Source organism: Chloroflexota bacterium, assembly GCA_016887485.1.
Lineage (GTDB): Bacteria > Chloroflexota > Anaerolineae > Anaerolineales > Anaerolineaceae > Brevifilum.
This window is the reverse complement of the sequence record CP069394.1, coordinates 1,471,871-1,488,072: the sequence shown is the minus strand read 5'-3', so window position 1 is coordinate 1,488,072 and position 16,202 is coordinate 1,471,871. Positions and strand designations below refer to the sequence as shown.

General features: G+C 52.2%; 5 protein-coding genes, 2 tRNA genes and 2 rRNA genes. 8 read left to right on the top strand and 1 reads right to left on the bottom strand.

The features are described from left to right. Positions 1 to 75 precede the first annotated feature (75 nt). Positions 76 to 984, top strand: a complete 909-nt coding sequence (locus JR338_06640) for a PIG-L family deacetylase (GenBank protein QRN82122.1) — start codon at positions 76 to 78, stop codon at positions 982 to 984. Between the two features lie 563 nt (positions 985 to 1,547). Here JR338_06640 and clpB read toward each other — a convergent pair. Next, on the bottom strand, positions 1,548 to 4,163 hold the full coding sequence (clpB, locus tag JR338_06635; GenBank protein QRN82121.1) for an ATP-dependent chaperone ClpB: 2,616 nt from the start codon (positions 4,161 to 4,163) through the stop codon (positions 1,548 to 1,550). A 324-nt stretch (positions 4,164 to 4,487) separates the two neighbouring features. On the opposite strand from clpB, the gene JR338_06630 reads away from it, so the two are divergent. The 7 genes from JR338_06630 to JR338_06600 all read left to right on the top strand — a co-directional run bounded on the left by JR338_06630 (position 4,488) and on the right by JR338_06600 (position 16,119). Next, entirely contained in the window at positions 4,488 to 5,144 is a 657-nt protein-coding gene (locus tag JR338_06630; protein QRN82120.1) for an FHA domain-containing protein, read from the top strand. Positions 5,145 to 5,379: 235 nt separating this feature from the next. Continuing rightward, entirely contained in the window at positions 5,380 to 9,390 is a 4,011-nt protein-coding gene (locus JR338_06625; protein QRN82119.1) for a hypothetical protein, read from the top strand. 16 nt (positions 9,391 to 9,406) lie between these two features. Continuing rightward, positions 9,407 to 10,192, top strand: a complete 786-nt coding sequence (gene surE / locus JR338_06620) for a 5'/3'-nucleotidase SurE (protein QRN82118.1) — start codon at positions 9,407 to 9,409, stop codon at positions 10,190 to 10,192. An 868-nt stretch (positions 10,193 to 11,060) separates the two neighbouring features. Next, positions 11,061 to 12,576 (top strand): 16S ribosomal RNA (locus JR338_06615). Positions 12,577 to 12,715: 139 nt separating this feature from the next. Further along, a tRNA-Ile gene (locus JR338_06610) sits at positions 12,716 to 12,789 on the top strand. Between the two features lie 32 nt (positions 12,790 to 12,821). After that, positions 12,822 to 12,894 (top strand) — tRNA-Ala (locus JR338_06605). 259 nt (positions 12,895 to 13,153) lie between these two features. After that, a 23S ribosomal RNA gene (locus JR338_06600) occupies positions 13,154 to 16,119 on the top strand. The 16S and 23S rRNA genes sit together here with 2 tRNA genes alongside, the layout of an rRNA operon. Positions 16,120 to 16,202: the final 83 nt, after the last annotated feature.

The following is a 16,202-nucleotide window of genomic DNA, read 5'->3' as shown; positions in this document are numbered from 1 at the left end:
GATCCCTTTAAACAGATAAACTATCGAACGCGGGTATGATTAACTCATCCGCAGCACTATGAATAAGGATCATCTATGCCCGAAGACATAAAAGATCAGCAGAAGAAAATCCTGGTTGTTTTGGCGCATCCCGATGATGAAAGCTTTGGGATGGGCGGCACGCTGGCCCTCTACGCCCGGCAGGGGGTGGACGTGCGGCTGGTCTGTGCCACGCGAGGTGAAGTGGGTGAGGTGGACCCATCGTTCAAAGAGACGATCAAGAGTGCGGCCTGCCTGCGGACCCAGGAACTGCGTTGCGCAGTGGATGCACTGGGTCTGTCAGAATTGTATTTCCTCAATTACCGCGATTCGGGGATGCCCGGTTCGGAGGATAACCATCACCCCCGCGCTTTGGCTGCACAGCCGGTAGCGCAGGTGGCTGCGGAGGTGGCGCATCTGATCCGTGAGGTGCGGCCCCAGGTTGTGCTGACCTTTGATCTGATTGGCGGGTATCGTCACCCGGATCACATAGCCATCCAAAAAGCGACCGTTCAGGCTTTTGATCTGGCAGCATCCTCTGATTTTGCCGACCCTGATGGGCTGCCGGCCTTCCAGGCGGACGCACTCTATTTCCATACGATGAACAAAACCTACCTGAAAATGGCGATTGTGGTGATGCGCCTGATCGGGCAGAACCCGCGAGAGTTTGGCCGGAATAAGGATATTGACCTGGTTTCACTGACCGAGGTTGAGTTCCCCACCCATGCTCGGATCAATTATCGTTCGGTGCGGGCAGCTAAAACGGCGGCCGCAGCCTGCCATGCCAGTCAGGGCGGCGCGCAGATGAACAAGGGATTACGCGGCCTGATCGGGCGGCTGTTTGGTGGCTATAACGACACGTTCATGCAGGCCTATCCAGAGCCGGTGGCGGGGCAGAAGGTGAAGAGGGATTTGTTTGAGAAATTAGGCGAAGGGAATGGTGAAGAGGGGATAAGTGAAAAGTAATTGAAGGCGCGTTAATTTAGCACCTCATCAGTCTGCTTCGCAGCCAGCTTCCCCTCAAGGAGAAGCGTTAAAAAATTTAGTCAATTTCTATTTCATAACCTGAAATTATCACCTTATCAGTTCGTAGGTCATGCATGGTGAGATCGAAATATCGAACCTGCGTGACAGAAAAAAGTCGTGTTGGTACACCCGAAGCGTATGCGGAGGGTGCATGAGGAATGGCCGTGTAGAAAAGTCACGCTGGAAGCGTGACCTACGAATTCTGAATAATTTACCACCTCATCAGTTTGCTGCGCAGCCAGCTTCCCCTCGAGGGGAAGCCTTAACAAATTTTTCCAAAGCCTATAGTTTTTATGCCTTCCCCCTATGGGGGAAGGTGGCACGTAGTGCCGGATGAGGGCTTCTTTGTGGGTCATGCATGGTGAGATCGTGTGATAGAACCTGCGTGACAATAAAAATGTCACGCAGGAAGCGTGACCAATGAAGTTGAAAATGGTTCTATCGGTTGTACATATCAAAGGGCTGACCCTTCAGGTCAGCCCTTATCACTTAATTTCACACTCTTAACTTTCTGCTTCATCCTTCGAGGTATGGGTAGTCTCAAACTGCAAGCCATCTTTGCCCCGTGAGATATGGACCGTATCGCCTTCGCTGATCTCACCGCTGACCACTTTGATGGCCAGGGGATCCTGCACTTCACGCTGGATCGTCCGTTTGAGCGGCCGAGCGCCGAAGTCCGGATCATACCCTTCTTCTGCCAGGTACTCACGGGCGGATTGGTCCACTTCCAATTTCAGGTTGCGTTCTCGCAGCAGCTCTGACACTTTGGCAAGCTGGATATCCACGATCTCCACGAGGTCACTGCGCGTGAGGGGATGGAAGACCACGATCTCATCCACACGGTTCAGGAACTCCGGGCGGAAATGCGCCTGAAGGAGCTTATTGATCTGATCACGTGAGACGGTTTTATGATCATCATTATCTGCGTTGGTGCCAACCCACAGCTCGCTGCCGAGGTTGCTGGTCATGATCACGACTGTATTGCGGAAGTCCACTGTGCGGCCCTGACCATCGGTCAGGCGGCCGTCATCCAGCAGCTGCAGCAGGGCATTGAAGACCTCAGGGTGGGCTTTCTCGATCTCGTCGAACAGCACCACGCTATAGGGGCGCCGGCGAACCGCTTCGGTCAGCTGGCCGCCTTCTTCAAAGCCAACGTATCCGGGAGGGGCACCGAACAGACGACTGACGGTGTGCTTTTCCTGATACTCGCTCATGTCGATCCGAACCATGGCGTTCTCGTAATTGAACAGGAATGCTGCCAGGGAACGGGCTAATTCTGTCTTGCCGACCCCGGTGGGGCCGAGGAAGATGAAGGAGCCGATTGGACGGTTGGGGTCCTGCAGACCAGCCCGGGCACGCCGGACGGCATTGGAGACCACGCTGATGGCTTCATCCTGGCCGACAATCCGCTCATGCAGGCGGTCTTCCATGTGCATCAGTTTTTCCATTTCGCCTTCCAGCAGCCGTGAGACCGGGATGCCGGTCCAGTTGCCGACCACTTCAGCGATTTCTTCCGCGTCCACTTCCTCTTTCAGCAGAGGAGCTTCCTCCTGAAGCTGTTTAAGTTTGGTTTCTGCGCCTTTCAACTGATCTTCAAGCTCGTGCATTGTGCCATAGCGCAGGCGGGCAGCCTTTTCCAGGTCCGAATGCCGTTCAGCCCGTTCGATCTCGGTCTCGGTCTCGTCAATCTGACCTTTGATGTCACGGATCTTTTGGATGGCTTCCTTTTCAACTGACCAGCGGGCATTCAGCTCGCTGCCAGCCTCACGCAGGTTCGCCAGGTCTTTTTCCAGGTTGGCAAGCCGCTCTTTGGAAGCCTTATCTTTTTCTTTTTGCAGGGCTTGGCGTTCAATTTCCAACTGCATGACCGCGCGGTCCACTTCATCCAGAGCTTGGGGCTTGGAGTCGATTTCCGTGCGCAGCCGAGCGGCGGCCTCATCGATCAGGTCAATAGCCTTATCGGGCAGGTGCCGGTCGGAGATGTAACGGTTCGAGAGGGTCGCTGCGGCAATCACAGCCGGGTCCGTAATGCGGACGCCGTGATGGACTTCGTAGCGCTGCTTGAGGCCGCGCAGGATGCTGATGGTGTCCTCCACAGAGGGTTCGGATACCAACACAGGTTGGAACCGCCGTTCAAGTGCGGCATCCTTCTCGATGTATTTGCGGTATTCGTTCAGCGTGGTTGCACCGATCATGTGTAGCTCGCCCCGAGCCAGCATAGGCTTGAGCATATTGCCGGCATCCATGGAGCCTTCTGCTGCGCCTGCGCCGACCACTGTGTGCATCTCATCAATGAACAGGATGATCTCACCGGCTGAATCGGTGATCTCTTTCAGGACAGCTTTCAAGCGTTCCTCAAATTCACCCCGGAATTTTGCACCGGCTACCAATGAGCCGAGATCCAGGGCGACAATTTTCTTATTTTTCAGGCCTTCCGGTACGTCACTGTTCACAATCCGCTGGGCGAGGCCTTCCACGACGGCAGTCTTGCCGACGCCAGGCTCACCGATCAGAGCCGGGTTGTTCTTGGTCCGGCGGGAGAGGATCTGCACGATCCGGCGGATTTCTTCGTCACGCCCGATCACGGGGTCCAATTTGCCGGTACGGGCCAGGGCTGTCAGGTCACGACCGTATTTTTCCAGTGCATCATAGGTGGACTCGGGGTTCTGGCTGGTGACGCGCTGCGAGCCGCGCACTTCCTTGAGTGCTTTCAGGATCGCATCTTTCGTTAAGCCGTAATCCGCGAGTCGTTTACCTTCCGGACTGTCTATAAGGCCCAACAGGAGGTGTTCAGTGGAGACATATTCGTCCGACATTCCTTTGGCATAACGTTCAGCCGCGCTGATCACATCCGATGTTTGGCGTGAGAGGCCAAGCTGACCGCCGCCATCACCGAAAACCTTCGGTTGGTCATCCAATTCTTTTTGAACAGCTTCTCGCAGGGCAATCGGGCTGCCGGCGACCTTGGTCACAATGGCAGGGACAACGCCCTGATCCTGCTTGAGTGATGCCAGAAGCAGGTGGGCGGGTTCAATTTGTTGATGATGGAGTTCTGAGGCTAATTGCTGAGATTGGAGCAACGCTTCTTGTGCTTTTTGAGTGAATTTATCTAAATTCATAATGGCGTATCTCCCTTTCTTAATTTATTATTCCGAACAGGCGGTCCCACCACTCTCCCCCAATGGGTATGGGACTGTTGCTGTTCTTAACTTCCTTTCAAGCAAATTAATGATAGTGAGAGAATGTTGGATTAATGTTAAAGAAATGTCAGATTTTTACTAACAGAAACGGACCAGAATCAGACGCAATTCCCTTAAAACCACTCTTTGGAGCCTGGTAGGTATCGCATTAGGGGTTAAAATAGCATTGGTTTGACATCTATTCTAAAAATCATTAAACTTATATCAAAAGAAAGATATTATTTGCTGACTGGAGGAGGTCCAATGGCAGCTTCAATTTTTCAATTAACCATGCGTTCCGGCCCCACACCCGGAAAAACCTATCCCCTTGAAAAACAGGAAATTCTCCTGGGCCGTGACCTGGCAAATGACATTGCCATAAGCGACCCGGAAGTTTCCCGCCGGCATGCCCGGTTCCTGATGCAGGAAGATAACGTCATTATCGAGGATTTGGGCTCCACCAATGGGACTTTCCTCAATGGGCAGCGGATCGCCAGCCCCCAACAGCTGCGCGCCGGAGATGTAATTACCCTTGGTGAGAATATTGTGGTGGTCTTTGACAGGTCGGATTTTGACCCCGATGCCACCGTGGTTTCTACAGGGATGGATCAGACCGTTCAACCTGCACCTTCACCGGAACCTGCTATGCCACAGCCGTCTTATGGCGTGATCCCGCCCCAATCTGCCCCGCAGGCCACCCCGTCATACCAGGCTCCCGTTCCGGAAGCGCCGGAGCAGGATTTTGAGCAGCTGCGCTCGAAGATGAAACCTGAGAAAAAGAAGATGCCCGCGTGGCTGGTGGTGCTGATCGTCGCAATTGTCGTGATTGCCTGTGTGATCGCGGTCACCTTATACTTCATGCCCGCTTCCTGGTGGTGCGCCATTACCTTCAATATGCTGGAAGGATGCCCCATCCCATAGCAGCCTCAGTTTTGATTATCAAGCCCCGGTTTTTATTCGCCGGGGTTTTTCTTTTAAATGTAGGGACTTAGTCACACTGGCTAAATGTCCTTGAATAAAGTTAATATAATTCCGATTCTCAACCTGTAAGATTAAGGCGTTATTGAGAAAAATGTCCAAATGAGTAAAATGTCACTATGCTATAATGACTCTTTGAAAATAAAAAGATTTCATAGAAAATCAAGGTATGAACCCTATGTTCAAGAAAATTTCAAAAATATTCGGCGGCGATCCTTTTCAACGCAAGATTGAAGATCTGAGAGGAATTGTTGACCAGATCAACGCCCTGGAGCAGGAATATGAAGCCTTAAGTGATGAGGCGCTTTCCGCCAAGACGGCTGAATTCAAGGCACGGCTTGTCAAAGGTGAGACGCTGGATGATCTCCTGGTAGAAGCCTATGCAACCGTTCGTGAGACCAGTAAACGTGTGCTGGGGCAGCGGCATTATGATGTCCAGCTGATCACCGGCATCACCCTTCACCGGGGAGAGATCGCAGAAATGCGGACCGGTGAGGGTAAGACTCTGGCTGCGACCCTGCCGCTCTATCTGAATGCCTTGGCGGGGAAGGGCGCGCATCTGGTCACGGTCAACGACTATCTGGCACGCCGTGATGGGCGCTGGATGGGGAAGATCTACCGCTTCCTGGGCCTCTCCGTGGGTATTCTGCAGATGGCGGCCCGCACGGAGAACGGCCGGATGGCTTTTATCTTTGATCCCGATCTGCGTTCTCCAATTGAAGAGCAGGACCAGGTGCGGCTGGTGAGGCGGGCGGATGCCTATAAAGCGGATATCACCTATGGCACCAATAACGAATTTGGTTTCGATTACCTCCGGGATAACCTGGCGCGGGCCAAGGCGGATAAGGTACAGCGAGGCCATAATTACGCGATCATAGACGAGGTGGACAATATCCTGATTGATGAAGCCCGAACCCCCTTGATCATTTCCGGCCCTTCTCATGAGGATTCGGAGTGGTATATTCGCATGGCGCAGATTGTGAAACAACTGGTTCCTGAGGATTACGAGATCAGTGAAAAAGATAGGACTGTGACTCTTTCAGAGATAGGCCTGGCCCATGTGGAAGAGTTGTTGGGTAAGCCCCTGAGGGACCCGGAACGGCCTGAGGATATCACCCCTGAACAAGCGCGGTTATTGGGCTTTTTGGAGCAAGCGCTGCGGGCGGAATATCTCTTCCATCGCAACAAGGATTACATCGTCCAGAGCGGTGAAGTGGTAATCGTGGATGAATTTACCGGACGTTTGATGCCTGGCCGGCGTTGGTCGGATGGTCTGCATCAGTCCGTTGAGGCCAAAGAGGGTGTTAAGGTCCAGGCAGAGAATGTGACTTATGCGACCATTACCATTCAGAACTATTTCCGGATGTATGGGAAATTAGCCGGTATGACTGGTACTGCCCTGACAGAGTCAGAGGAGTTTTACCGGATTTATGAACTGGAAGTTTTACCTATCCCAACCCACCTGGAATATCGGGTAATGGGCAGTGAACCTGATCTGGCGCGCGCGGATGGCCGAGATGAATATGGCTATAAATACACGTATTACTATGACCCCGAGGACGAACAGAATACGCCCTCCTTCTGGCAGCGAAAAGACTACCCTGACATTGTCTACCGTACCGGTGAGGCCAAGCTGCGTGCGATCGTCAAGGAGATTGTTCGTTTCCACGTGATGGGCCGACCGCAATTGGTTGGTACCTCATCCGTGGATAATTCCGAACTGCTCTCTGACCGGCTGAGCGCTAATAATGTGCGGCGGCTGGCGGAGGTCTATCTGATTCGGAACGCTTACCTGATCCAAAAAAACCTGCAGGATCGGGAAGCGCTTTCCAATCCTGAACTCAATGACCTGCATCAACCACTGGACCAGCTCCACAGCCCGGAAATGCGCCGGATGGGGCGGGGCTATGGCCTGACCTCACTCAGCCCTCTGGATGAGGGTAATCGTGAGACCCTTTTGGAGGCCTTTGGCGTGGCCCCTGAAAACTGGGATCGACTGGAGGCTGTGATCAAAGCTGGTGTGCCTCACCAGGTGTTGAACGCCCGGAAACATACCGAGGAATCCAAGATCATTGCGGATGCAGGAGCTTTTGGCGCCGTGACTATTGCCACCAATATGGCTGGTCGTGGTGTAGATATCAAGCTGGGCGGTGAGCTGCCCGAAGAAAAACTTTCCAATATCAACCGGATGCTGGCGCAAGCTGGGGTGGAAGATCCCTATAACATGCAAATGGGAGAGCGACTGTCAGCCTTGCGGCAGATCCCTGAGGTGGATTATGGCGACGCAGCGGAGGATGTGGCGGATTTCTTCCGCTATATGGATGAAATGCACCGGGTGCGGGAGCTGGGCGGCCTGCATGTGATCGGTTCGGAACGGCATGAAGCCCGGCGGATTGACAATCAGCTGCGTGGCCGTGCCGGCCGGCAGGGTGATCCGGGCTCGACCCGTTTCTATCTCTCATTGGATGATGATCTGATGCGGCTCTTCGGTGGCGCTCAGGTGGAAGGCCTGCTGACCAGGCTCAAGATTGATGAGGATGTCCCGATTGAAAGCGGGATCATCGGCAAAATGGTGGAATCCTCCCAGACACGTGTGGAAGGCGCGAACTTTGATGTTCGCAAACACCTGCTGGAATATGACGATGTGCTTAATTCCCAGCGTGAACGGATCTATGAACAGCGTGACCGGATCTTTGACAAGGAAGACTTGCGCGAGGATGTGGTCGAGATGTTGCATGTGGAGGTCAGCCGGCGTGTGACGAAGGGTCTGGCTGATGAGGAAAGTCCCTGGAAATTGCTGGCCTATCTGGAAGATACTCAGCCACCTATTCAGCACAGCACGATCAGTCACCCTTCCTATACGCTGAAACTCATGATGGATCGGATCGGGCACCCGGCGACAACCGCTGAGCTAAAAGCGAATTTGTTGGAGCTGGCGGATGCTTCACTTCGAGCCTGGCATGAACATTTGCGCAATTGGGCGATGGACCTGATCCAACATTCTGAGATGGGTTATGAGACCCAGTTTGCTGAACGAACCGATGCGCTGGATACATTCGTGGAAGGGCTTGGATATGATGAGTCCGGGCAGCAGCGGGACATCAACAGCGAGCTATCGAATTTGGTGCGTGTTCCCCTGCGGCTCCCTCAGGAGACGCTCACAGGCCTTGAGGAAGGCTCTGGTGAGGCGATAGATGAGGTGCGGAGCCAGGTGCGAAATGTGTTGATGCTGGTGTTCCTCAGAAGGTTGATCCTGACCTTTGAGCGCCGCTTCAATGATTCCTGGAATCTGAAACCCAGTGAGTTGATTTCGGATGACTGGGCGGAGATCAGTAAGAATCTGCTGGCCAGGGTGGAGGATACGCTAATTCGACGAGAAGAGCATTTCCTGGGCGAAAATGGGGAGATTGCTCATGATTTGGATGTGAATAATGACCTGCTTGAAAACGCACTGAACGATTCGGGTGCGCTGATGCGGCTTCTGATCATGATGACCCAGGGGCGGGTGATCACCTTCGACCAGCAGTCCCACAAGCGCCAGATGAAGGCGACTATCAGGCTGACCTATATTTTCCTGGCTGCCCATGAGCTTAAAGGCAAACCTGTGGAAGAAGTCCAGCAGGATATCCTGACCCATCTTGAAGCTGCTCAGGATAAGCTGAGTGAGATTTGGGGTCAAACAGAGCTGGACCGCTTATATAACGCCGGGCAGGTGCTGAATAATATTCCGCCGAACTGGCAGGAGCGTCTGCAGGAGGCGATTGGTGAGGAAGTCTTTGACCGAGTCAAGGATCAACCGCTGGATCAATTATCACCGGATGATCATCAAAAGGTGATCGTTGCGATGGGACGTTTTGCCCAGAACCGGCTCTACCGGCAGTTGCTGCTTTCAAAGATCTCAGAGCTTTGGGTGGAATACCTGACCCAGGTGGAAGCCTTAAGGGTCTCGGTCCGGATGGAAGCCTATGGACAACGGGATCCCCTGGTGCAGTATCGGGGGCAGGCCAGTGAGATGTTCACGCAGCTACTCTCGGATATCCGCGCCGGTGTGATTGACCAAATGTTCCGTGCTCGGTTGGTAAGCCGGGAAGAGCTGAAGAAGATTCAGCAGAACGCTCAACAGGCGAATAACGCCAATGCTGCCGCTGTTGACAATTCGAAGAAGAAGAAAAGCCGTAAACGGCATTAATGGATTGAGAGGGAAGATGCATATTCTGGTAACCAATGACGACGGCGTGCAGGCACCTGGTCTGCTGGCGTTGACCCAAGCCATGCGCCAGGTGGCGGATAAAGTCACTGTGCTGGCACCTGACCACAACTGGTCCGCCTCCGGGCATGTCAAGACCTTACACCGGCCTCTGCGGGTCAATGAGACCCGTCTGGACGACGGCAGCCCAGCCTGGGCGAGCGATGGCGCGCCTTCGGATTGTGTCGCCCTGGCACTGTTAGGATTCATCCCAGAGAAGATTGATATGGTCGTCTCGGGCATCAACCCAAACAGTAATATTGGTCATGATGTCACCTATTCCGGTACGGTCACGGCAGCGATGGAGGCTGCCATCTGGGGTATTCCTGGGATAGCGGTCTCTCTAAATCGTCCTGAGAAGCCCACAGGTGAGGTAGATTACAGTCATGCCGCAGAAGCCGCTCGGCGGGTGATCTCCTGGCTGATGGCACAGAAGGACATCCCGGAGGACCTGATATTGAATGTCAATGTGCCCTATGGCCCACTGGCTGAAATGAAAGGTTTTCGAATGACCCGTCAGGGTCTGCGGATTTACCATGATGAACTGGTGCGGCGGCTGGACCCGCGCGGCAATCCCTATTACTGGATTGGCGGCGATGCGCCCACCGGCGTGGATGAACCCGGTACAGATTACGGCGCTTTGGCCAATGGATTCGTCTCGATCACCCCGATTCAACTTGACTTAACCAGCCAAAAAGTGATGGATTGGATGAAGTCGGATGGGTTTGAGGAATTCTTGGATTGATCACGTGAAATCACTCCGCTAAATTTCCAATCATTTTTCTAAATTGACACTCCCCTTGAAAATAAGGGGAGTGTTTTTGGTTTGGATCAGCCTGGTTTGACAGCGGAAAGTGGGGATGAAAGCGGAACGCGCCATGAATGATCTGAGAGCAGGACCGAGCTAGTTATTGAACATTGCATATAAAGAGTGGCGGTCTTTTGCTTGAAATATGCTAGGAAGCCCCTCCTGGCAGGGAAAATCTACAGGTTTTTACGGGAAAAAAGGGATAAATGCTGATAAATAAAGGGGTTTTAGAGATTCAATGATTTTTTAAGGTAATATATCCCTTTTTTCCTTGACAGGATAAGAAATATGCGTATAATCCTTCTTCGTGCTTAAAACACAGATCTTGTTCAGAAATGAGCGGATCCATAAAAACAAAATAACGACCAGCGTCATAAGTTTGCAAAGGTGACGAAGTTGGTTCAGAAAAATCGGACCAATTTTGAGAAATTGCTTGACACAGGACAGGATGTGTAGTAAACTGAATTTCCCCTAAAACGGGGAGATGATCTTGCCTGCAAAGAGCAGATCCTTGAAAACTTAAGACCAAGCGAGACGAAAGACAATTGCTGTAGCACTTCGAGAGAGGCGGCCGGTGTTGGCGAGAAGACATCGGCGCTTTTGTCTGAAAGCGAAAAACTCATGTACGAAAGGGATTGACGCCAGCAGATAACTCGAGTAGAATCAGCACTCGCTTAAAGGTTAGAACCTTAACAACTGAAAAGTGATAGGAAGATGACAAACCTCGTCAATGAAAGATAAGATCGAATCAGATCTAACTTCCGCAAACAATAGATTGACCCAAACGCCTTTTTAGGCGATATTTTTAGCGGAGAGTTTGATCCTGGCTCAGGATGAACGTTGGCGGCGTGCCTAATACATGCAAGTCGAACGAAGAGCTCGAAGTAGCAATACTTCGATCACTCTTAGTGGCGAACGGGTGAGTAACGCGTTGGTGATCTGCCCCAAAGAGAGGGATAACAGCCCGAAAGGGTTGCTAATACCTCATGTGATCATTTGTTTTAGAAACTTATGATTAAAGGAGCTTGCTCCACTTTGGGAGGAGCCTGCGTCCCATCAGCTAGTTGGTAGGGTAATGGCCTACCAAGGCTATGACGGGTAGGGGACCTGAGAGGGTGGCCCCCCACAATGGAACTGAAACACGGTCCATACACCTACGGGTGGCAGCAGTAGGGAATATTGGTAATCTGCGAAAGCGGGAACCAGCAACGCCGCGTGCGCGATGACGGCCTTCGGGTTGTAAAGCGCTTTTCAAGAGGAAGAGGAAGGACTGTACTCTTGGAATAAGTCTCGGCTAACTACGTGCCAGCAGCCGCGGTAACACGTAGGAGGCTAACGTTATCCGGATTTACTGGGCGTAAAGCGCGTGCAGGCTGTTCGGTAAGTTGGACGTGAAAGCTCCCGGCTCAACTGGGAGAGGTCGTTCAATACTGTTGGACTAGAGGATGGTAGAGGGAGGTGGAATTCCGGGTGTAGTGGTGAAATGCGCAGATATCCGGAGGAACACCAGTGGCGAAAGCGGCCTCCTGGACCATTCCTGACGCTCAGACGCGAAAGCTAGGGTAGCAAACGGGATTAGAGACCCCGGTAGTCCTAGCCGTAAACGATGTGAACTTGGCGTCGGTGGGATTAAATCCATCGGTGTCGAAGCTAACGCGATAAGTTCACCGCCTGAGGACTACGGCCGCAAGGTTAAAACTCAAAGGAATTGACGGGGACCCGCACAAGCAGCGGAGCGTGTGGTTTAATTCGTTGCTACACGAAGAACCTTACCTAGGTTTGACATATAGGTTGTAGGGAACTGAAAAGGGACCGACCCTTCGGGGAGCCTATACAGGTGTTGCATGGCTGTCGTCAGCTCGTGTCGTGAGATGTTCGGTTAAGTCCGCTAACGAGCGCAACCCTCGCCGTATGTTACAAGTGTCATACGGGACTGCCAGTAAAAAGCTGGAGGAAGGTGGGGATGATGTCAAGTCAGCATGACCTTTATATCTAGGGCTACACACACGCTACAATGGTCTGTACAATGGGTAGCCAAGCCGCGAGGCGGAGCCAATCCTAAAAAGCAGGCCTCAGTTCAGATTGCAGTCTGCAACCCGACTGCATGAAGCCGGAGTTGCTAGTAACCGCAGGTCAGCAATACTGCGGTGAATACGTTCCCGGGTCTTGTACACACCGCCCGTCACGTCATGGAAGCTGGCAACGCCTGAAGCCGGTATCCTAACCCTCACGGGAAGGAGCCGTCTAAGGCGGGGTCGGTGACTGGGACGAAGTCGTAACAAGGTAGGTGTACCGGAAGGTGCGCCTGGATCACCTCCTTTCTAAGGAGCACATACTGAAACGCCCAAGGGCGTGGACGTCACTCCAAATAAAAGGTACCTCTCAGCGGTGGGAGGTATGCATTGCACGAAGGAATAAGTTTTCCTATCACTTTTCAGGGGTTAAGGTTGACCCTCAATTGGGCTATTAGCTCAGCTGGTTAGAGCGCGCCTCTGATAAGGGCGAGGTCTCTGGTTCGAGTCCAGAATGGCCCACTGTGCCCGGCAGGGCTGGGTACATCTCTAACGGGGATGTAGCTTAGTTGGGAGAGCGCCGCCTTTGCAAGGCGGAGGTCGTGGGTTCGAGTCCCATCATCTCCATATGCTGGGCTCATAACCCAGAGTTGGACGAATATGGTTGACATGAGATGGTTGCTGCAATATGTAAGTCTATAAGCGGCGACCATCGCCGGTCAACCGGCGAATTGGCTGCAAAGCCAACTGCACATTACCAATTGAATAGTAATGACATCAAATTGTAGGCCGAAATCTAAAAAAGATTTCAATTTATAAAATTATTAGCAAGTGATTGCAAGATAATGATGCATATATGAAAGAGCATCGATTTCTCCGCATCACGTGTGAAGCTACTAAGAGCTTACGGTGGATGCCTTGGCGTCAAGTGCCGATGAAGGACGTGGGACACTGCGATAAGCCTCGGGAAGCTGTGAACAAGCGATGATCCGGGGATTTCCGAATTGGGAAACCAGCTATTGTGAACCAATAGCATCGTATGTTGAATATATAGACATACAGAAGGGAACCTGGGGAACTGAAACATCTAAGTACCCAGAGGAAAAGAGATTATTCCCCTAGTAGTGGCGAGCGAACGGGGATCAGCCCAAACCGATGCAGTTTACTGTGTCGGGGTTGTAGGGTCCGGCATATGAGAGTGATAAAATGTGCGGCTAGTAGAATGGTATGGAATAGCCAACCATAGAAGGTGAAAGTCCTGTAAACGAAAGCCAATCAACTCTCGCTGGATACCTGAGTACTACCGGGCACGCTAATCCGGTAGGAATCTGGGGAGTCCACTCTCCAAGGCTAAATACACTCGACGACCGATAGTGAACAAGTACCGTGAGGGAAAGGTGAAAAGTACCCCTGTTAGGGGAGTGAAAAGAACCTGAAACCGTAAGCTTACAAGCAGTCGAAGGGCTATGATAGGTTGGTGCTATGGTGAAAGCCTGTGCGCACTATAAAGCCTGACGGCGTGCCTTTTGGAGAATGAGCCTGCGAGTTAATTTCTGTGGCAAGGTTAAGGGAGTTACACCCGGAGCCGGAGCGAAAGCGAGTCTGAATAGGGCGACAGTCGCAGGGATTAGACACGAAACCAGGTGAGCTAACCATGGCCAGGTTGAAGCGGGTCTAAACGCCCGTGGAGGACCGAACCCACTAATGTTGCAAAATTAGGGGATGAGCTGTGGTTAGAGGTGATATGCCAAACGAACTTGGAGATAGCTTGTTCTCCCCGAAATAGCTTTAGGGCTAGCGTCATGTGTTAAATAACGGAGGTAGAGCACTGAATGGGCTAGGGGGCTCACTGCTTACCAAACCCAATCAAACTCCGAATGCCGTTATTCGAGAGCATGGCAGTCGGACTCCGGGAGATGAGTTTCGGGGTCGAAAGGGAAAGAGCCCAGACCATCGGCTAAGGTCCCCAAATTCAAGCTAAGTGGGAAACGATGTGAGGTTACTGAAACAACCAGGAGGTTAGCTTAGAAGCAGCTATCCTTTAAAGAGTGCGTAATAGCTCACTGGTCGAGTGATCTTGCGCGGAAAATTTAACGGGGCTAAGCTTGATACCGAAGCCATGGGTTCTAGATTTATCTAGAGCGGTAGGGGAGCGTTCTGTCAGCAGTGAAGGTTGACCGTAAGGACAGCTGGAGTGGACAGAAGCGAGAATGCAGGCATGAGTAGCGTAAAACACGTGAGAACCGTGTTCACCGTATGTCTAAGGTTTCCGACGCCAGGTCGTTCCGCGTCGGGTTAGTCGGGGCCTTAGCCGAGGCCGAGAGGCGTAGGCGATGGATAACCGGTCAACATTCCGGTACTACTTAATACGAGCGATGGAGGGACGCATTGAGGTAAGCCAGCCTGAGATTGGAAGTTCAGGTGAACCTTGTGTCAGACGTTGAAGTCCGCAGGAAAATCCACGGACCGAGTTGAGACATGGTTGCGAGTCTATAAGACGTAAGTGAGCTGACCCTTAGTGCCAAGAAAAGCTTCTAAGTGTTGACTATTAAGTACCCGTACCGCAAACCGACACTGGTAGACGGGTAGAATATACCAAGGTGAACGGGAGAACCTTCGTTAAGGAACTAGGCAATTTAGCCTCGTAACTTCGGGATAAGAGGTGCCCTTTGACGTGAAAGTTTACTTGAGCGTTGGAGGGTCGCAGTGAAATGGCTCAAGGGACTGGTTAACAAAACCACAGGTCTCTGCAAAACCGTAAGGTGATGTATAGGGGCTGACACCTGCCCAGTGCCGGAAGGTTAAAGGGAGAGGTTAGCGCAAGCGAAGCTTTGAACTGAAGCCCCGGTGAACGGCGGCCGTAACTATAACGGTCCTAAGGTAGCGAAATTCCTTGTCGGGTAAGTTCCGACCCGCACGAACGGTGTAACAACTTGAGCAGTGTCTCAACGAAGGACCCGGCGAAATTGAAATGGCTGTGAAGATGCGGCCTACCCGCAGTAGGACAAAAAGACCCCGTGGAGCTTTACTGCAGCTTGACATTGAGTTTGGATATTATTTGTGGAGGATAGGTGGGAGGCTATGAAGCTAGGGCGCTAGCCTTGGTGGAGCCGTCAGTGAAATACCACCCTGGTAATGTTTAGACCCTAACCTACGACCGTTATCCGGCGTAGGGACCGTGTCAGGTGGGCAGTTTGACTGGGGCGGTCGCCTCCTAAAGAGTAACGGAGGCGCCCAAAGGTTCCCTCAGGCTGAATGGAAACCAGCCATAGAGTGTAAAGGCACAAGGGAGCTTGACTGCAAGACCAACGCGTCGAGCAGAGACGAAAGTCGGGCTTAGTGATCCCACGCTTCTGAGTGGAAAGGGCGTGGCTCACCGGATAAAAGCTACCCCGGGGATAACAGGCTAGTCAGGTCCAAGAGTCCATATCGACGACCTGGCTCGGCACCTCGATGTCGGCTCATCGCATCCTGGGGCTGGATAAGGTCCCAAGGGTCGGGCTGTTCGCCCGTTAAAGCGGTACGCGAGCTGGGTTCAGACCGTCGTGAGACAGGTCGGTCTCTATCCACTGTGGGCGTAAGGGATTTGAGGAGAGCTGCTCCTAGTACGAGAGGACCGGAGTGGACAGACCTCTAGTGTGCCAGTTGTCGTTCCAACGGCATCGCTGGGTAGCTACGTCTGGCAGAGATAACCGCTGAAAGCATCTAAGTGGGAAACTCGCTCCAAGATTAGATCCCTGTAATCCAGTAAATGGAGTAAGATCGCAGGTAGACCACCTGCTTGATAGGCAGTATGTGTAAGCGTAGCAATACGTTTAGCTAAACTGTACTAATGATCGAGGGCTTCATCACGTGATGTGGAGAACTCGTTGCTTTTTCGCCACAATTGAAATGTCGTTATTATTCATTGGTATCTTTAACATTATTTTGTGAAA